The 17,802-nt window shown below is 63.4% G+C and carries 26 protein-coding genes; 21 read left to right on the top strand and 5 right to left on the bottom strand.

Annotated features, from left to right (window positions below):
* The first annotated feature begins 8 nt into the window (after positions 1-8).
* The 5 genes from nifN (at position 9) to fdxB (ending at position 2,903) form a co-directional block, all read left to right on the top strand.
* Entirely contained in the window at positions 9-1,388 is a 1,380-nt protein-coding gene (gene nifN, locus V5F78_RS05325; RefSeq protein ID WP_394065979.1) for a nitrogenase iron-molybdenum cofactor biosynthesis protein NifN, read from the top strand.
* Positions 1,389-1,413: 25 nt separating this feature from the next.
* On the top strand, positions 1,414-1,809 hold the full coding sequence (gene nifX / locus V5F78_RS05320) for a nitrogen fixation protein NifX (protein ID WP_394065980.1): 396 nt from the start codon (positions 1,414-1,416) through the stop codon (positions 1,807-1,809).
* Positions 1,810-1,816: 7 nt separating this feature from the next.
* A complete protein-coding gene (locus V5F78_RS05315; RefSeq protein WP_394065981.1) occupies positions 1,817-2,284 on the top strand; it encodes a NifX-associated nitrogen fixation protein in 468 nt (155 codons plus the stop codon).
* Between the two features lie 8 nt (positions 2,285-2,292).
* Complete coding sequence (locus V5F78_RS05310) at positions 2,293-2,493, top strand: CCE_0567 family metalloprotein (RefSeq protein WP_394046599.1); 201 nt, start codon at positions 2,293-2,295, stop codon at positions 2,491-2,493.
* Between the two features lie 110 nt (positions 2,494-2,603).
* Positions 2,604-2,903 (top strand): ferredoxin III, nif-specific, encoded by a 300-nt coding sequence (fdxB, locus tag V5F78_RS05305; RefSeq protein WP_394065982.1) that lies wholly within the window; start codon positions 2,604-2,606, stop codon positions 2,901-2,903.
* Positions 2,904-3,143: 240 nt separating this feature from the next.
* Here fdxB and V5F78_RS05300 read toward each other — a convergent pair whose 3' ends face one another.
* The 4 genes from V5F78_RS05300 to V5F78_RS05285 all read right to left on the bottom strand — a co-directional run bounded on the left by V5F78_RS05300 (position 3,144) and on the right by V5F78_RS05285 (position 5,163).
* A complete protein-coding gene (locus tag V5F78_RS05300; protein WP_394066865.1) occupies positions 3,144-3,461 on the bottom strand; it encodes a hypothetical protein in 318 nt (105 codons plus the stop codon).
* Entirely contained in the window at positions 3,455-3,724 is a 270-nt protein-coding gene (locus tag V5F78_RS05295) for a hypothetical protein (protein ID WP_394065983.1), read from the bottom strand. Before V5F78_RS05295 ends, V5F78_RS05300 begins: the two co-directional genes overlap by 7 nt.
* Before the next feature lie 28 nt (positions 3,725-3,752).
* The gene (locus tag V5F78_RS05290; RefSeq protein WP_394065984.1) at positions 3,753-4,613 is read right to left on the bottom strand and encodes a sulfurtransferase; all 861 of its coding nucleotides are present in this window, start codon (positions 4,611-4,613) and stop codon (positions 3,753-3,755) included.
* Positions 4,614-4,704: 91 nt separating this feature from the next.
* A complete protein-coding gene (locus tag V5F78_RS05285) occupies positions 4,705-5,163 on the bottom strand; it encodes a hypothetical protein (protein WP_394065985.1) in 459 nt (152 codons plus the stop codon).
* A 168-nt stretch (positions 5,164-5,331) separates the two neighbouring features.
* Between V5F78_RS05285 and V5F78_RS05280 the strand changes: the two genes are divergently transcribed.
* Both V5F78_RS05280 and V5F78_RS05275 read left to right on the top strand, forming a co-directional pair.
* Entirely contained in the window at positions 5,332-6,993 is a 1,662-nt protein-coding gene (locus V5F78_RS05280) for a flavin monoamine oxidase family protein (protein WP_394065986.1), read from the top strand.
* Between the two features lie 11 nt (positions 6,994-7,004).
* Complete coding sequence (locus V5F78_RS05275) at positions 7,005-7,427, top strand: Rieske (2Fe-2S) protein (RefSeq protein ID WP_394066866.1); 423 nt, start codon at positions 7,005-7,007, stop codon at positions 7,425-7,427.
* 15 nt (positions 7,428-7,442) lie between these two features.
* Here V5F78_RS05275 and V5F78_RS05270 read toward each other — a convergent pair whose 3' ends face one another.
* Positions 7,443-8,051, bottom strand: a complete 609-nt coding sequence (locus V5F78_RS05270) for a hypothetical protein (protein WP_394065987.1) — start codon at positions 8,049-8,051, stop codon at positions 7,443-7,445.
* A 149-nt stretch (positions 8,052-8,200) separates the two neighbouring features.
* Between V5F78_RS05270 and V5F78_RS05265 the strand changes: the two genes are divergently transcribed.
* From V5F78_RS05265 to V5F78_RS05200, 14 genes are all read left to right on the top strand, one after another.
* Positions 8,201-9,898, top strand: a complete 1,698-nt coding sequence (locus V5F78_RS05265; RefSeq protein ID WP_394065988.1) for an AAA family ATPase — start codon at positions 8,201-8,203, stop codon at positions 9,896-9,898.
* Between the two features lie 209 nt (positions 9,899-10,107).
* Positions 10,108-10,428, top strand: coding sequence for a HesB/IscA family protein (locus V5F78_RS05260; RefSeq protein ID WP_348844637.1), 321 nt, complete (start codon positions 10,108-10,110; stop codon positions 10,426-10,428).
* An 80-nt stretch (positions 10,429-10,508) separates the two neighbouring features.
* Positions 10,509-10,799 (top strand): NifU family protein, encoded by a 291-nt coding sequence (locus tag V5F78_RS05255; RefSeq protein ID WP_394065989.1) that lies wholly within the window; start codon positions 10,509-10,511, stop codon positions 10,797-10,799.
* Between the two features lie 12 nt (positions 10,800-10,811).
* Complete coding sequence (gene nifS / locus V5F78_RS05250; RefSeq protein ID WP_394065990.1) at positions 10,812-11,963, top strand: cysteine desulfurase NifS; 1,152 nt, start codon at positions 10,812-10,814, stop codon at positions 11,961-11,963.
* Positions 11,964-12,019: 56 nt separating this feature from the next.
* Entirely contained in the window at positions 12,020-12,235 is a 216-nt protein-coding gene (nifT, locus tag V5F78_RS05245) for a putative nitrogen fixation protein NifT (RefSeq protein ID WP_394065991.1), read from the top strand.
* Between the two features lie 6 nt (positions 12,236-12,241).
* Entirely contained in the window at positions 12,242-13,105 is an 864-nt protein-coding gene (locus V5F78_RS05240; RefSeq protein ID WP_394065992.1) for an SIR2 family NAD-dependent protein deacylase, read from the top strand.
* Positions 13,106-13,389: 284 nt separating this feature from the next.
* Entirely contained in the window at positions 13,390-14,952 is a 1,563-nt protein-coding gene (gene nifB / locus V5F78_RS05235; RefSeq protein ID WP_394065993.1) for a nitrogenase cofactor biosynthesis protein NifB, read from the top strand.
* Between the two features lie 34 nt (positions 14,953-14,986).
* The gene (locus V5F78_RS05230; RefSeq protein WP_348844631.1) at positions 14,987-15,211 is read left to right on the top strand and encodes a YfhL family 4Fe-4S dicluster ferredoxin; all 225 of its coding nucleotides are present in this window, start codon (positions 14,987-14,989) and stop codon (positions 15,209-15,211) included.
* A gap of 10 nt (positions 15,212-15,221) precedes the next feature.
* Positions 15,222-15,533 (top strand): HesB/IscA family protein, encoded by a 312-nt coding sequence (locus V5F78_RS05225; RefSeq protein WP_394065994.1) that lies wholly within the window; start codon positions 15,222-15,224, stop codon positions 15,531-15,533.
* 31 nt (positions 15,534-15,564) lie between these two features.
* Complete coding sequence (locus V5F78_RS05220; protein ID WP_394065995.1) at positions 15,565-16,104, top strand: tetratricopeptide repeat protein; 540 nt, start codon at positions 15,565-15,567, stop codon at positions 16,102-16,104.
* A complete protein-coding gene (locus V5F78_RS05215) occupies positions 16,094-16,867 on the top strand; it encodes a 4Fe4S-binding leucine-rich repeat protein (RefSeq protein WP_394065996.1) in 774 nt (257 codons plus the stop codon). The genes V5F78_RS05220 and V5F78_RS05215 overlap by 11 nt, the downstream gene beginning before the upstream one ends.
* Positions 16,864-17,184 (top strand): nitrogen fixation protein NifZ, encoded by a 321-nt coding sequence (locus tag V5F78_RS05210; RefSeq protein WP_394065997.1) that lies wholly within the window; start codon positions 16,864-16,866, stop codon positions 17,182-17,184. The genes V5F78_RS05215 and V5F78_RS05210 overlap by 4 nt, the downstream gene beginning before the upstream one ends.
* On the top strand, positions 17,181-17,420 hold the full coding sequence (locus V5F78_RS05205; protein WP_394065998.1) for a nitrogen fixation protein NifZ: 240 nt from the start codon (positions 17,181-17,183) through the stop codon (positions 17,418-17,420). Before V5F78_RS05210 ends, V5F78_RS05205 begins: the two co-directional genes overlap by 4 nt.
* Positions 17,421-17,435: 15 nt before the next feature.
* Positions 17,436-17,795 (top strand): DUF3024 domain-containing protein, encoded by a 360-nt coding sequence (locus V5F78_RS05200; protein WP_394065999.1) that lies wholly within the window; start codon positions 17,436-17,438, stop codon positions 17,793-17,795.
* Positions 17,796-17,802 lie beyond the last annotated feature (7 nt).

Genomic DNA, 17,802 nt, shown 5'->3' with positions numbered 1-17,802 from the left:
GCGGCGCCATGGCCACGGTCACACTCGGCAAGAAGGCCTGCGCGGTCAATCCGCTGAAGATGAGCCAGCCGATCGGCGGCGCGCTCGCCTTCATGGGGCTGCGCGGCGCCATGCCGCTCCTGCACGGCTCCCAGGGCTGCACCTCGTTCGGCCTGGTGCTGTTCGTGCGGCATTTCAAGGAAGCGATCCCGATGCAGACCACCGCCATGAGCGAGGTGGCCACGGTGCTCGGGGGCTATGAGAACGTCGAGCAGGCGGTGCTGAACATCCATAAGCGCACCAAGCCGGAGATCATCGGCATCTGCTCCACCGGCGTCACCGAGACCAAGGGCGATGACGTGGAGGGGTACATCAAGCTGATCCGGCAGAACCATCCGGAAGTGGCCAACCTGCCGATGGTCTATGTCTCGACGCCCGACTTCAAGGACGCGTTCCAGGACGGCTGGGAAAAGACCGTGGCCCGCATGGTGGAAGTGCTGGTGGAGACGCCCGCCAATGCCGCCCGCCGCGATGCGGCGCGGGTGAACGTTCTGCCCGGGTGCCATCTCACGCCAGGCGATATCGAGGAAGTGCGCACCATCCTTGAGGATTTCGGCCTGGAGCCCTCGTTCCTGCCGGACCTCGGAGGCTCGCTCGACGGGCACATCCCCGATGAGTTCACTCCGACCACCATCGGCGGCATCGGCGTGGATGAAGTCGCAACCATGGGCCAGGCGAGCTGGACTATCGCCATTGGCGCCCAGATGCAGCTCGCAGCCGAAGCCATGCACAAGAAGACCGGGACCCCGTTCCGGGTGTTCGAACGCCTGTGCGGCCTTGGTCCGAACGATGCGTTCGTCTCTTTCCTCAGCGAGATCAGTGGCCGGCCTGTCCCGCTGAAATATCGCCGCCAGCGGGGCCAATTGGTCGACGCCATGCTGGACGCCCATTTCCACATCGGCGGCCGCAAGCTCGCCATCGGCGCGGAACCCGACCTGCTGTTCGATTTCAGCTCCATGCTGCATGAGCTGGGCGCCCATGTGACGGCGGCCGTCACCACCACCCAGTCGCCCGTTCTTTGCCGGGTCGAGGCGGAGGAGGTGCTGATCGGTGATCTGGAGGATCTGGAAACCCTTGCGAAGACGCGCGGGTGCGACCTCCTGGTGACGCATTCCCACGGCCGACAGGCGGCCGAGCGTCTGCACATCCCCTTCTATCGCGCCGGCATGCCCATGTTCGACAGACTCGGCGCCGGGCATCAGCTGAGCGTTGGTTATCGCGGCACGCGCGACACGATCTTCGCCATCAGCAATCTCATTATTGCCGACCACGAGGAAAATCACGAACCCACGCCCGATACCTGGCGCGGCGAAGGCCACGCCGCCGGCCATGCCGCCGCGGCGCATTGATGCGAGACGAGGAAAGGAAGATCCCATGAAAATCGCCTTCGCCACCCAGGATCTGAAGCGTGTCGATGCTCATTTTGGCTGGGCCAAGAACATCGCGATCTATGAAATCGGTCCCCAAGGGCATCAGTTTCTCGAGGCCATCCAGTTTGATGGCGACCTCAAAGAAGATGGCAATGAGGACAAGCTCGGTCCGAAGATCGAGGCGATCAAGGATTGCGCCATCCTCTATGTCGCGGCCATCGGCGGGTCCGGCGCGGCGCGCGTCGTGGCGAACAACATCCATCCCATGAAGGTGAACCAGCCGGAGGACATCTCCGACCTTCTCGTGAAGCTGGAGGATGTGCTGAAGGGCAATCCTCCTCCCTGGCTGCGCAAGGCCCTGTCCAAGGGCCAGGAACGCACCTTCGACTTTGATGAATGAGGATCACATGGCCGAAACTGCAGAACTCGCCCCGACCACCGCTGCCGAAGCCCCCTTCATCAAGGAATTGATCAAGGTCTGGCGCGCGCAGGATTCTCATGGCGCGTGGGACAGCAAGGCCGATCTCGCCCTGCTGGAACCCTATATTCTTGACAAGGAGGCGCGCCGCGCCCTGCCGATCATCGGCGATCCCGATCCCGACACGCTCTGGCGCATGGAGCTGTTCTTCAATGCTGTCTGCCTCTCCATCGAGAAGGCAACCGGCGTGATGATCACTCCCATGATGAAGATGAGCCATGAAGGCTTCGGCCGCATGGTGCTGATCGGCGGCCGGCTGATCGTGGTGAACAAGCAATTGCGCGACGTGCACCGCTTTGGCTTCGATTCCCTCGCGAAATTGGCCGAGGAGGGTCAGAAGCACGTCAATGCCGGCATCGAAATGATCGAGAAGTTCGAAGCCGTCGCGAAATATTGAGGTGATCCATGAGTGACCTGGAAAGCTTGAAAGCTGAAATCAAGAAGCTGTCGGCGAAAGCGACGGCAGCCAAGATGGATTTGCATGATCTGTCCGAGGAACTGCCGATCAGCTGGGAGACCATCCCGGAAGTCGCCAAGCGGGCCCACGAGGCCTTCGCCGAACTGGAGCAGAAACGCGCCCAGCTGAAGGCACTTGAGGCCGCCTGATACTACCGGCGCGCATCCGCCTTGCGCGATGCCTGCGCGGCTCAACGCAATCGCTCGCGGCGCCGGTCAAGGAACGGCGCCGTTGGTCTCATTTGAAAGTCGAGAGCATCATGTCAAACGCAACCCGCGACGGCCGCGCCTGGCAGCCGGAATATCTCCTGGCCATCGACGCTAAGAAGTGCATCGGCTGCGGTCGCTGCTACAAGGTCTGCGGCCGCGATGTGATGACCCTGAAAGGCATCAATGAAGAGGGCGAATTCATCAGCCTCGATGACGATGAGGATGATGAAGTCGAGAAGAAGATCATGGTCATGAACGACGATGGGGCCTGCATCGGCTGCGGCGCCTGCGCGCGCGTCTGCCCGACCAATTGCCAGACCCATGGCGCGGAGAAGGCGGAAGCCGCCTGAGCTGCCACCGCAGGAAATGCACGCAACCGCCGGCGAGACGCGAGCCGGCGGTTGCGTGACATGCCGGTTCATCACTGTCGATTGACGGGTGGCGTCATGTACCAAGGCGGGGCGGAGTCGCGCCGATCCGGCGCCGATATTCCGTTCTTCCTAAGATACTTGAACGCCATCGGCCACGGCCATCACACCACTCGGATGCATGACCGCGGCCGTTTCATTCGCGCGTTGTTTCAAACGAACTTATTCGATGCCCTGTTCGCGCGCCTTCCACATGGCGGCGATGCGGAAGCGCTCGTTGATGGCAGCTGGACTCGCGAGAATTTCCGCCTCGGCTTCGGCGAATGCCGCCACCACCTTATCGGCCTCCTCGCGGGTCAGGGGCAGGCGCCCGGCGACGTGGGTGGCCTCTGGTACCGCAGCGAGGATCGCGCGCCGGTTCGGATGATCCTTCACCTCGATCAGCTCGAAGGCCTCAAGCGCGCCGTCGAGACAGATGGCGAGGCCGATCACCTCCAGCTTCCGTCCATCCTGTGTGGTCTTGATGAGGGTGGTCATGATCTGCCTTCCTCTTCTGTCGCAAGCCAGCTGTAGCCACCCTGATCCCAGAGCTGGGCCAGGGCCTGGTCGGCCTTCCAGCCGGGGAACTGCTGCTGCACCGTGTCGAAATCGCTCTGGAAGCGGGCCGCGTCGTCTCCGGCGAGATGGGCAACCATGTGCTCGGTCTTGAACCGCAACACGAAGGACGCGCCATCCCCGCCCGCGCAAAGCTGATATTCCTCGCCCTCCAGGATGATATCGGCCGCGATCGTCTGCTCGCTCATGCGCTTGACCTCCTTCTGGCCGCGACTTTCATGCGGCCACGGCCGCAGGCGTGTCCTCGGCGCCGCCCCATTCCGCCCAGGAGCCGTCATAGACGGCGGCCGAGGGATGGCCGATCACATGCAAGCCGAGCGCGAGCACGCAGGATGAGATCCCCGAGGCGCAGGTGGTGACGATCGGCCGGCTGAGATCTATTCCCGCGGCGGCGAACCGCGCCGCAAGGGCCTCGCGCCCCAGCAGGGCTCCGGTCTCGGGATGGATCAGATCGGCCCAGGGAATGTTGATGGCATTGGGGATATGGCCCAGCTTCTTCACCGGGAAGACATCTTCCTGCGTTCCGTCGAATTTCGCCGGGCCGCGCGCGTCAATAAGCTGTTCTGCTCCACTGAGCAGGTTGTCCTGGATCTGGCCCATGCTGCGCACCAGTTCCGGCCGGAATCGGGCTTCGAATGCGCGCGGCTCGGGGCGGACCGGCGACATCTCGGTCGGCAGCTTCTCCTTGACCCATTTGGCGAATCCGCCGTCGAGCATCGCCACATTGTCATGGCCGAACACGCGGAACATCCACCAGGCACGACCAGCCGCGGAGCCGCCATACAAACGATCATAGACCACGACGCGATCGCCGGGTCCCACGCCCATAAGCCCCACCTTCTTGGCGAAGTCCGAGGCGCTCGGCAGCATGTGCGGCAGCGGGCTCGATGTATCCGCTACGTGATCAATATCAAAATGAACCGAGCCGGGAAGGTGACGCCCGCGATATTGCGTGCGCCCGTCAAGATTTGTGCTGGTGTGGTGCCAAGTGCAGTCCAGGATCCGAACATCCGGATCCGCAAGATGCGCTGCAAGCCATTCGGTGGTTACAAGTCCTTCAGGATTTTCCGAGCTCATGCACTTGATCTCCCTGTCGGAAAGCCGACCCACTGTCGCGAATTAGACACCGGACCCCCGCGCCCGGTGCTGCCTTATCTCACCGCTTCCGTCACAGTACGCGCGGCATCGCATAGCCCGGCTGGGGCCGCGCATCGTAATAGTCCGGCCGCTCCGGCCAGCCGCCCTCGGCGATGAATTTGAAATGGGCGATCCGCACCGGGGCGCCCACCGAGCAGGACACCTCCGCGAACTTGATCTCGCGATTTCCAGGCCCGGCCGAGAAGTCAGCCACCACCTTGCCGTCCGCCGTGCGCGCACGCGCGAAGCCAGGCGTCCCGACCGTAACGGCCGGCACCGAACTCGCGACGAACAAAGGCGTTTCCTCGCCTTCCGCCTCGGGGCCGAACGCCGGGGTGGCGAAGGTGAAGGTGGTCAGGATGCCGCTGCGCTCCACCGGCCGGTCCGCGGTGAGGGGCCGGGCGACCGAATAGATGGTCAAGGTTCCGCCGGCAAGAAGCGCCTTCAGCTCTTCCAGGGAGGTTTGGGCAAATTCTTCTGCAACGTTCATGTCAGTCTCCAAACAATGGCGGGTTGAGAAACGACAGATCAATTTCTGTGCCAATTGCCCCCGCATCCGCGTGGACTGGCAGAACCTGCCGATCGCGTGCCTATCTGCGGGAAATTTGCGCGAATCTTGCAGGGATGTTCCGGCGAGACGAACAGATGTAGGCAGCCCATGCTGGACACGGCGATTATCGGAGGCGGGCTATGCGGCCTCGCCCTGGCGCGGAGCCTTTCCCGACACGGCCGGCCGGCCGCGCTCTTCGAGGCGCGCCCGCGGCTCGGCGGCCGCATCCTGACGGTTGAGGACGCAACGAGCGGTCTTCCGCTCGACCTTGGCCCCACGTGGTTCTGGCCGCAGAGCCAGCCATTGGTCACCGGCCTCATCGCGGAGACCTGCCTCGCCCATATTCCGCAGCATGACGAAGGCGTGGTGCTGCACCTGCGCGACCCGGACAAGCGCACGGAGGAAATTACGAATCGTCAGGTTCATGGCGACGCCCGCCGCCTGGAAGGGGGCATAGGACTGCTGGTGGACGCGCTGGCCCAAGATCTGCCGTCGGCGCGGACCTATCTCGGCCATGTGCTGACCCGCGTGACGGATCGGGGCGATCATGTCGCCCTCGCCTTTCGCGTTGGCGATCATACGGTCTCACTGGAGGCGCGCCACGTGGTCCTTGCCCTTCCACCCCGCCTGCTGGAGGAAAGCATCCAGTTCGAGCCGGAGCTCAGCGCGGCGGTCCGCGATGCCATGCGGGGAACCGAAACCTGGATGGCGGCCCGAGCGAAGGTGATGGTCGCCTATCCCAGGGCCTTCTGGCGGGACGCCGGGATCTCCGGCAACGCCTTCGTCACCCACGAACAGGCGGTCATCGGCGAAGTGTTCGATGCTTGCGACGGCACGGCGGAAAAGGCCGCGCTCGGCGGCTTTCTGGCCCTGACGCCGCAATTGCGCCAAGCCTTCAGCATCGGCCTGCCCATGCTGATGGACAATCAGTTGGTGCAAGTGTTCGGCGCGGCCGCGGAGGGCGGCACGCAATATTGCCAGGATTGGGCGAGCGAGCCCTTCACATGCAGCGCCCGCGACCGGGACGCAACCACCGGCACCCATTCCGACACCGGCAATCCGCTTCTGCGTCGCCCACTGTGGGGCGGCCGGCTGCACATCGGGGGCTCGGAGACGGCCGCGCAGGGCGCCGGCTATCTGGAAGGGGCGCTGGATGCCGCCCGGCGCATCGAGCGGGCTCTGACCCACGCCTGGGCCACCCAAGAGACCCGGCTCGATGGAACTTTCTCTCAGGATGGCGACGGCAGGGGAGACGAACCCGCGCTCGCCGCCTGGCGCGCCTGGGTGGCGCTTCAAGGGGACGTCGCGTTCGATGATTATCGTCGGCGCCTGACCCAGGCGCTCACGACCCAGCAGCGCGAACAGATCACCCAGCGGGCGATCCTCGCCGCTGCGGAGGCAACCTTTGCCGAGGCGCTGGTGAAACTGGGCGAACTGCCCTTCGATCTCGCCGCGGCGCGTGTGGAGCGCGGACGATCCAGCCTGACGCCGTTGATCCAGGAGCCGTTCGGCGCCTTCATGCAGTCGCTGATGGGCGATGTGATCGCCTTCAACCGTACATCCTGCGCCTTATCGAATTTTCCTGACGAGCATCAATTATCGAAGGCTTATGAGCAGGCCATTCTGCGGGATATCGCGGCGGCGTGGCAGGAATTCTCGCTCGCCGCCAACCGCCTGCTGCTCCCGAAGGCGCGGCCGGCACAGGGCCTGCCTGGGGACGCGCGGGGGAACCTGCACGCAAACCTGCAGATACCGGGGATTTCTTCATGAGCGAGCGCAACATGGACGAGAACGTGGCCTACGCCATCTGTAGCATGAGCGACATTCCGAGCCAGCGGGCGGCCGGCTTTCATCTGATGATCATCGGGGAGAACGGCGAACCCAAGCCCTGGCCCATCATTGTTGTCCGATGGGGGCGCCAGGTGTTCGGCTATGTCAACAAATGCCCCCATGATGGGGTGAATCTCGACTGGGAGCGCAACCAGTTCCTCGACCCGAATGGCATCCGCCTCATGTGCGGAAAGCACGGCGCCCTGTTCGAGCTGGGCACCGGCACCTGCGTGGATGGCCCCTGCAAGGGCAAGAGCCTCATTCCCGTGGCGCTGGCTATCCTCGACAACGACATCTGCGTGACCGGCGTCACCCTCGTGGAGGAGGATGACGCGGAGGAGGACGACGCGGTCGCCGACGAAGCGCAGGCGTGAAGAAACGCCGGCCCGTCAGACGGGCCGGTTCTCGTTGCGGTTCTTCACCGGCTCCATGCGGGCGACGCCTTCCTCGAAGGTGATCGGCGTATAGGCCTCGTTGAAGCCGATGGCCGCATCGAGCAGGTGATCGAGCTTACCGGCCGTGTCGAGCTTCTTCACATCGTTCTTGTCGATGCTCATCAGGTCCATCATCTCTTTCCACACCGTCGATTCATCGCACGGCAGGACGAAGAAGGTGATGCCGTCGATCACGACCTTGTATTTGGCCAGAAGATCAATGTTGTTGGCGAAAATGAAATAGGTCCCGCTCGGGCTCAGCAATCCCTTCAGCACCTCGGCGGCGACCGAGAGATAAGCGAAGGAATGGATATAGCCCACCAGGATCGGAATGGTGGGTTCGCCCGCCTGGACGACGGTCAGAACCTGCTCGATGGAGAAATCCGGCGGGCGCTTTTCGTCCGCGACCTGGGCCTGGAACTTCAGCGCGATGTCGCCACGGAAGCCGAAGCGGCCCGGCTTCTTCGTCGGCGCCTTGAGAACCGCATTGAGCAGCCGTCCCTCCCGATCAAGCCGGGCCAGCGCGGTCTCCTCGATCGTGATCGTCTTCTCAAGCGTCGTCATGGATGAATCCCCGGGTTTCAAAGACATTTCCGGCGCAAAAGCGCCAACCGGGACCACCGATGCAAATAGCCTGCCGCTTCCCTGCTGGCGTGAACCGTGCATGCGAAAGAGCTCCGCGTCTGCGCGCCCCTTCAAACCGACACATGGCGATGAAGCTGCAAATCGAACGTCCCTATATCGAGGCGATGGTCACGCGTTTTCCAGCCTTGGCGCCGCTCACGGAGCAGTTGCGCTTCGGCGAGAAGATCGAGGTCGCCTTCACCCATCTTTCCGAGGTCGAGCTGGACTTCCTCCAGCACCTGTACCGCGGCGCAGGCCCGCAGATGCAGACGCGCGCGGCGCAGATCGCGACCCTGCAACGGGCGTTCAGCGACAAAAGTGTCAGGTTTGCTGCGAACGACCTGGAATCCGTCGTGCCGGCCATCGCCCGCTATCTGATCGGCGAGGCGATCCACGGCTGGATGTTCACCGCCAGCGTCGCCAGCCGGCCCCTGCCCTATGTGGTGACCCGCCTCGACTACACGCCACCTTCCAATGATGAGACCGGACGCGTCTTCGTCGAGTTGAAGGCCAATGCGAAGGGGAGCATCACTTCCACCACGCTGCGCATTTCCGGCGGCGATATCGCAGGAAAGACAGTGGCGGAAATCTTCGCCGCCAAGGGATTCCTGAAGGAAACCCCGGAACTGATCGCCGCCTATGAGGAGACCGAGACGCGCTATTTCGCCTGGCGCGGGCGCTATGGCGCCCAATTCTCCGGCCGGGGCACGGGCTTCTACACCGACGACCCAAATTCCTCCCATCGCGATACCGACTGGTCGCGCAAGGATGTGGTGGTGTTGTCCTCCGGCGGGGGAGCCGCGCGGCTGGTAAACGATGAAAGCATTCTCACCGCCCGTGCCCTGACGCTTGAGGTCACCGGCGACATTCTCGGCCAATATCTGCGCAAGGCGGCGAAGAGCAATCTCTACGACGCCGAGGAGGAGGTGGAGGAATCGAAGGCAGCGATCCGCCCGGGCCTGTTCAGCCGGATCCCGATCCATCCCTATATCCTCATGTTTCATCTCGACCTGCACCATTATCTGTGGGTGCATGCGGATGACATGGAGCCCTATGCCTACCAGCCGAACTTGAAGGAAAAGCTGGTTCTGCCGGAGGAACAGACCGACCTCATCGACATCCTGACCGCCGAGATGGATGTGCTCATGGATGATATCGTGGCGGGAAAGTCCGGCGGCACCACCGTGCTGTGCGCGGGTCCGCCCGGGGTCGGCAAAACCCTCACCGCAGAAGTCTATGCCGAGATCATCCAGCGTCCGCTCTACCGCGTGCATTCCGGCCAATTGGGCTTGAACGCGGCGGCCATGGAGAGCGCGCTGAAGGATACGCTGACCCGCGCGCAGCGCTGGGGCGCGGTGATGCTGATCGACGAAGCCGATGTCTACATCAAGCGACGGGAAGACGACATCGCCATGAATGCCGTGGTTGGCGTGTTCTTGCGGGTGCTGGAATATTTCAACGGATTGCTGTTCCTGACCACCAATCGCATCGACGATATCGACGAGGCGATTGTCTCGCGCTGCATCGCCCTCATCAAGTTTCACGCGCCCGACAGCGCCGCGCGGCGCCGGATTTGGGGCGTGATGAGCGACCAGTTCGGCCTCTCCCTCGGCACACCGCTGCTCGATGCGCTGGTGGACCGGTTTCCGGCCACCACGGGACGCGACATCAAGGGGCTGGCGAAGCTGGTGGCGAAATATTGCCGCCACAAGCGCGTGCCGCCGACGATCGAGGTGTTCGAGCGTTGCGCGATTTTCCGAGGCATCGAACTCGGCCACGCGGCCTGACGCGCGCCTGCGCAAGGACCGCACCGGCACCATCCGGACGCCGGCAAAGCACGTCCGCTTTCGGACGCCGCGCGGCCTGTCGCAAAGGCGACACGCGTCGCAAACCACACAGGATCAAGTCAACAATATCGTTGCAATTCAACCCCTTACCGGATGGCACGGGACTTGCTGAAATCATCTCAGACAGGTCCAATCAGTGAGGGCGGACAATGATCAATCTGACGGATAGTGCTGTGAATGCGGTGCGGACGGCGATGACCTCGGCCGCGGAGCCCGCCAGCGGCTTGCGCATCCAGGTCGAAGCGGGCGGCTGCGCCGGCTACAAATATCAGATGGGCCTTGTGGCCGAGGGCGACCCGGACGACACCGTGATCGAGCGCAATGGCGTCAAGGTGTTCGTGGACAATAAGAGCCACGAATATCTGGCTGGCACCACCATCGACTTCGTGGTGGCGCTGGAAGGCTCGGGCTTCACCTTCGAGAATCCCAACGCCAAATCTAGCTGCTCCTGCGGCAAATCCTTCGGCTGAACTCTTTCATCCACATGCGGGCATGCGCGTCGCCCAACGCGCATGCCCGCTTCCGCCGAATTCTTCTTCAGGAGATTATCATGCTGGCCGAAACCGAGAATGTGCAGGCCTCCCCCGCCGAGGACAGCGAGCGCGTGCGGATCATCAAGGCGGTGATCGAGGACATTCGCCCGAACCTGCAACGCGACGGCGGCGATTGCGAGCTGCTGGGTATCGAGGGCAACAAGGTGATGGTGCGGCTCACAGGTGCCTGCGTGTTCTGCAAGCTGGCCAGCATGACGCTGGAAGGCATCCAGTCCAAGGTGGTCGAGCGCCTCGGCGAACTGGTGCGCATCGTGCCGGTGGCCGGCGCGGCGAAGGCACGGCACTGAAAGAGACATGCGGTGCCGATCTATCTCGATAACAATGCGACAACACGCACGGACCCGGCCGTGGTCGCGGCGATGTTGCCGTATTTTACCGAGCAGTTCGGCAATGCCTCCTCGGCCCACGCCTTCGGCAGCGATGTCGCCACCGGCCTGAAGGCCGCCCGCAAGAGCCTCCAGGCCCTGCTGGGGGCGGCTTTCGACCATGAGATCGTCTTCACCTCGGGCGGCACGGAGTCCGACAACACGGCCATCCTGTCCGCACTCGAGGCGCAGGAGGGACGCGACGAGATCGTCACCTCGGCGGTCGAGCATCCCGCGGTGCTTGCCCTCGTCGAACATCTTCAGGTGACGCGGGGGATCAAGGTCCACATCATCGGCGTCGACGCCAGCGGCCGGCTGGACATGAACGCCTATCGCGACGCGCTCGGGCCGCGCACGGCGCTGGCCTCCGTGATGTGGGCGAACAACGAGACCGGAACCTTGTTCCCGGTCGCGCATCTCGCCGAGCTCGCCCACGCCGCCGGCGCCTTGTTCCACACCGACGCCGTGCAGGCGGTCGGCAAGGTTCCTGTGGACCTCCAGGCGACGCAGGTCGATATGCTCTCGCTTTCCGGGCACAAGCTGCACGGCCCAAAGGGCATCGGCGCGCTTTATGTGCGCAAGGGCACGAAATTCACTCCCTTGGTGCGCGGCGGCCCGCAGGAGCGGCGGCGCCGCGGCGGCACGGAGAATGTGCCGGGCATTATCGGGCTCGGCAAAGCGGCGGAACTCGCCCGTGCCCATCTCACCGCGGCACCCGGCCAAGTAAGCGATCTGCGCAACCGGCTGGAGCACAATGCGGTGCAGCAGATCGGCCACTGCCTGGTCCTCGGCGACCGCGACAACCGCTTGCCCAATACATCCAACATCGCCTTCGAGCATCTCGAAGGCGAAGCCATCCTCCATCATCTCAACCGCGCCGGCATCGCCGCCTCGCTGGGATCGGCATGCTCGTCCGGCTCCATGGAGCCCTCGCATGTGCTGCGCGCCATGGGCGTGCCGGCGAGCGCCCTGCGCGGCGCCATCCGCTTTTCGTTCTCGCGTGAAAATACGGTCGATGACGTTGACCGGGTTTTGCAGGTGCTGCCCGAGATCATCACGAAACTCCGGACATTGTCACCCAACTGACAATGAAGCGGCAGGCCTACACCGGAATACACGTCCCCAGTTCACGGAGCTTTATTATGAAGATCATGATCCGCCGCTCGCCCGAGACCGGCCTGTCCATCTATGTGCCCAAGAAGGACCTTGAGGAGCCGATCGTCGAGACCGAACACGAGACGCTCTGGGGCGGCTGGATCAAGATCGCGAACGGCTGGGTGCTCGATCTGCCCGAAATGGCGGAAGGCACCACGCTGCCGATCACCATCAACGCGCGCAAGCGTGGCGAAGAAGGTTGAACGTCGATGAACGCCCCTATTCCCCATATGGATTTCGCCAGCGCCGTCGATGCCGAGGCGGTGCTGACCAAGGTGGCCGAGCAGATGCGGGCCGGCTTGGTCGTCCCCTATCTCGGACCGGGCCTGACGGAGCTGTCAAAGCCCGCCATTCCCATGAATCCAGAGGCATTGGCGGCCTTCTTCGCCACCAAGGTGGCGCTCCCGCGGCGCGCCAAGGGCAATGCCTGGGCCTCCGCCCAGCACATCGAGAGCATGAAGCACCGCTCCACCGTCACGGCGCTGATGAACGAAGCCTTCAGCCCGCCGGTCGAGCCCACCGCTTTGCATCGCTATCTCGCAACCCTGCGCCTGCCGATGATCGTCGACACCTGGTATGACGGCGCCATGCGCACGGCTCTGTCGGACCGCTCCGACTGGGGCGAGGTGCAGGGCATCACCCGCGCCGGTATTGGCGAAGACCGCTGGTATCGCTTCTACGATGCCTCGGGTGCGGAAACCGAGCGCACAGCGGCTCCCGGCTGGACGACGCTGCTCTACAAGCCGCACGGCTCTATCGCGCCGGCGAAGAACTTCCTGATTTCCGACGCGGATTATGTGGAAGTCCTGACGGAAATCGACATTCAGACGCCGATTCCGGACGTCGTGAAGGATCGCCGCACGCAACGCACCTTCCTGTTCATCGGCTGCCGCTTCAACGACCAGCTGTTGCGGACCTACGCGCGCCAGATTTCCAAGCGTTCGGGATCGCAGCATTTTGCGATCGTCGAGCCGCAGGCCCTGTCTAAGAACGAGACGCGCTTTTTCATCTCCCAGGGCCTGACACCGATCGCCTTGCCGCTGGAGCGCGCCGTGGAGATTTTGCGCGGTTGATCTGCCTCCCCTTTCGCATCCTGTCCATCGGAGCGCCTCGGCGCTCCGATGTGTTTTTGAAGGGCTCATCGGCCCAACAGGGCCGCCGCACCGCGCCGCGATATCTGTAATCTTTCCAACATACCGCCAAAGCTTTCGTCGACACATGTTCGCAAGGCGACAGAGCAGGATGGCGAGCAAGAAATTGATATTGCTCAAATTCATGTATTTTCAGGCGGTGGCACGCGAGTTGCTCGTATCTCCCCAGGACATTTTTGAAATTTGGCCAGCAACGGGGAACGGACATGCACGCATTAGCAGAGCACGAAGGCGCGTCGGCCGGAAGCGTCGCGAATGTCAGCGAAGTCATGCAGGCGATTGCGGAGCACAAGGGCTGCGGCACGTCGGGCGGCAGCGGCAAGGCCAGCTGCGGCTCCGCCGCCGGCCAGGGCGACCTGCCGACGGAAATCTGGGAGAAGGTCAAGAACCATCCCTGCTACAGCGAGGAAGCCCACCACCATTACGCCCGCATGCACGTGGCCGTGGCGCCCGCATGCAACATCCAGTGCAATTACTGCAATCGCAAATACGACTGCGCCAATGAATCCCGTCCCGGCGTGGTGAGCGAGAAGCTGACCCCCGAACAGGCCGCCAAGAAGGTGCTCGCGGTCGCCTCCACCATCCCGCAGATGACGGTGCTCGGTATCGCCGGCCCCGGTGATCCGCTCGCCAATCCGGAGAAGACCTTCAAGACCTTCGAGCTGATCTCGAAGACCGCGCCCGATATCAAGCTCTGCCTCTCCACCAACGGGCTCACCCTGCCCGACCACGTGGACACCATCGCCGGCTTCAACGTCGATCACGTCACCATCACCATCAACATGGTGGACCCCGAGATCGGTGCGAAGATCTATCCCTGGGTGTTCTGGAAGCACAAGCGTTATACCGGCGTGGAAGCTGCCAAGCTGCTCACCGACCGCCAGTTGCTGGGCCTGGAAATGCTGACCGAGCGCGGCATCCTGTGCAAGGTCAACTCGGTGATGATCCCGGGCATCAACGATAAGCACCTGGTCGAGGTAAACAAGGCCGTGAAGTCGCGCGGCGCCTTCCTGCACAACATCATGCCGCTGATCTCGGCGCCCGAGCACGGCACCGTGTTCGGCCTCACCGGCCAGCGCGGCCCCACGGCTCAAGAGCTGAAGGCCCTGCAGGACAGCTGCGAGGGCGAGATGAATATGATGCGCCATTGCCGCCAGTGCCGCGCCGATGCTGTGGGCCTGCTGGGCGAGGACCGCAGCGCCGAGTTCACCACCGACAAGATCATGGCCATGGAGGTCAATTACGACCTGGACAGCCGCAAGGCCTATCAGGCCATGGTGGAGGAAGAGCGCGTCGCCAAGGTGGCTGCCAAGCAGGAAGAGCTGACGACGCTCGCCGGCGAGCAGAGCGACATCAAGCTGCTGGTGGCGGTCGCGACCAAGGGCTCGGGACTCATCAATGAACATTTCGGCCATGCGAAGGAGTTCCAGGTTTATGAACTCTCCACCGCCGGCGCGAAGTTCGTCGGTCACCGCCGCGTCGACCTCTATTGCCAGGGCGGCTATGGCGACGAGGACAGCCTGGAAACCGTGATCCGCGCCATCAACGACTGCCATGCGGTGTTCGTGGCCAAGATCGGCGGCTGCCCCAAGGGTGATCTGCAAAAGGCCGGGATCGACCCCGTGGACCAGTATGCCCACGAATTCATCGAGAAGTCGGCCATCGCCTGGTTCAAGGCGTATCTCGACAAGGTGAACAGCGGCGAGATCGAGCATATCGAGCGTGGAGACGCCGAGATCCGCCAGGGCGCGCTGATCACCGCCGCCTGATCATTCGAATATCGACGAAGTCTAGGAGCAGACGATGGCCCTGAAGATCATTGCCTCGCAGTGTACGAGTTGCTCAGCCTGCGAGCCGGAATGCCCCAACGTGGCGATCCGGGAAAAGAACGGCACCTTCGTTATTGATCCCAAGAAGTGCACCGAATGCATCGGGCACTTCGATTCACCGCAATGCACCGCGGTTTGCCCGGTCGACGACACCTGCGTCATCGACACCTCCTATCCCCGCTACCAAGCTCCGGCGTGAGGCGCCCGTCATGAACTTCACCATTACACCGGCAGCCGAAAAGTTCGTCCGCCTCATGCTGCGTGCCGACGGGGGCGCCACCAGCGGGTTCCGGCTGGCGGTGACGCCCGGCGGGTGCTCGGGCCTCTCCGCCGACATCGCGGTCCTGCCCGCCCCTTCGGCGGGGGATGCGATCGTCGAACGCAACGGCGTGCGCTTCTTCCTGCCCGCCGAGAGCCGACTCCTCCTGAACGGCGTCACCATCGATTTCGCGGACACGCCCGCCCAGACCGGGCTTGTGTTTCGCGATCCCAAGGCCCGTTCGTGCAGTTCGCACGGTTGAGCCTAAGCCGCGCGAGGTCGGGGCCCCAGCCATGACGCAGACCACACGTTTGGACATGGCAGGCCCCGGCCTCGACGATGGTGTGTTGGCGGCAGCCCTCCTCGGCGGAGGATTGCCGCCCGCAGCCGAGGCGCATCTCGCTCAGGCGGGCCGTTCCTATCATCTGGACGAGGTCGCGGAGCGCCATCTGCGCGAAGCCGAGGCGCTCGCCCCAGGGCACGCGGCCGTGCTGATCGGCCTCTATCGGTTTTATTTTTACAAGGGGCGACTTGCGGAGGCGCTCGAGGTGGCGAAGCAATGCCTGGAAAAGGCGGCCCGCGAGAACAATCTCGCCCCGCGCTGGCAGGACGTGAGCCCGGGCGATGCCGAGTTCGGTCGCTACGACGCCATGCTGCCCCGCTTTTATCTGTTCACTCTCAAGGGCTACGCCTACCTCCAGATGCGCCTGGGTGCGCTGGAAGAGGGACGCGCCGCCGTCACCAAGCTGATCCAGCTCGACCCCAGCGACAAGATCGGCGCGAAGGTATTGCTCGACGTTCTCGAACGCATTGGGCAAGACGATGATGGATGAAATCGACGAAGCCCGCGATTGGCAGGGCAACGAAATCAATTGCGCTGTCTGCGCGCACCAGGATCTGCTCGCCGAGGGCCTCTGCCGGCTGAAGCATGCCTGCGTGCACGACCGATATGCCCGGCGCATCGACCGTTTCTTCAACTGGAATCCGGGCCTCTCAAACAGCTATATCGCCCATCCCCATTTCGAAGTGCGGGCGATCTCGGCGAAGCACGCGAGCCCCTTCGTGCTCCAGCCCCTGCTGGACGACCCGGAAGAAACCGTACGCTGGAACGCCGCCCGGCGGCTGCCGAAGCGGTTGATCCTGCGGCTGCGGCACGACCCGCATCGCGAGGTGCGCATCCGCATCGTGTCGCTGCTCGATGATCCCGAGTTAATCCCCATGATGGCGGATCCGGATTATTACGTGCGCCTGGTCATCGCCCGGCGCGTCGCGGCGCCGCTGCTGGCGCGCATGATCGAAGATCCGGAGGTCGAGGTCCGCCGGATCGTGGCGCAGCGCCTGCCCCGCGACTGGCTGCTTCAGATGGTGGACGATGCCGACGCGGCGGTGCGACTGGAGATCGCCCAGCGCCTGTCGCCCGATCTGCTGGCCCGCCTGCGGCACGATCCGGACTGGCGCGTGCGCTACGAGGTGGCGCGCCAGATCGCAGTGGAAGACATCGCCGAGCTTGCCGACGACGCGGACGCGTTCGTCCAGGATATGGCGCGCTCGCGCAGATTGAACAGCCAGGGTCGATCAATGGAGCATCCGCGATGAGCAATATTGTTCGCGATAGCGACGTCGTCGAAATCACCGCCCCTCCCTATTTTTCCTTCGGCGAAAAGGTGAAGGCGAAGCGGACCATTCGCAACGACGGCACTTATGCCGGAAAGGAGATCGGCGACATCCTCGCGAAGAAGGGCGAGGAGGGATACGTCGTCAGCATCGGCACCTTCCTTCAGCAATTCTATATCTACGGCGTCGAATTCATGGAAAGCGGCAATCGCGTTGGCATGAAGAAGAAGGAACTTGAGCCGGTTCTTTCCCGCGACGACATGGCGGACATTCCCCTGCCCGGAGGAACCATAGCGTGATCGAGCCCAGGCTTCCGAAATACCAATGGGGACAGCGCGTGAAGGCGACGATCGACCTTCACAACGACGGCTCTTTTCCCGCCGCCCCTCTGGAGGCGCTGCTGGTGGCCACCGGCGCGACCGGCGAAATTGTCCAGGTTGGCACCCACACCGAGGCCAACATGCCGATCTATCTCGTCGAATTCGGCGAGCACCTCGTGATCGGCTGCTTCGAAGAAGAAATCGTTCCGCTCTAGAGCACGAGCTGAGCCATGAATTCGGCAACGCTAAAATCTCATGCGGCGCCCGTATCGGCACATCCGAACGAGCTGGATCGCCGCCGCATCGCGCGCGGAATCAAGGCGCGGCGGCGTTATCGCTATGTGGAGCCGAGCGTCGTCGACGTGGACGGCGGCTATCGCATCGCGAGTCCCTGCTGCTCGCGGAATATCGACGCCGAGGGCGGCATCATCGACGTGGCCCTGCTCCTGTTCGAGCCGGAGCACCGCACTTGGCGCCTGTTCTGGAAGAACCACAAGACCGGAACGTGGGAGCTTCACAGCGTTCACATCCGCCTCAGCTCGATCCTCGACCAGCTGAACATGGATGACGAACGCACCTTCTGGCAATGATCTTGCA

Source organism: Roseixanthobacter glucoisosaccharinicivorans (assembly GCF_043195095.2).
Classification (GTDB): Bacteria; Pseudomonadota; Alphaproteobacteria; order Rhizobiales; family Xanthobacteraceae; genus NCEH01.
This window is presented reverse-complemented; position numbering and strand designations above follow the sequence as displayed.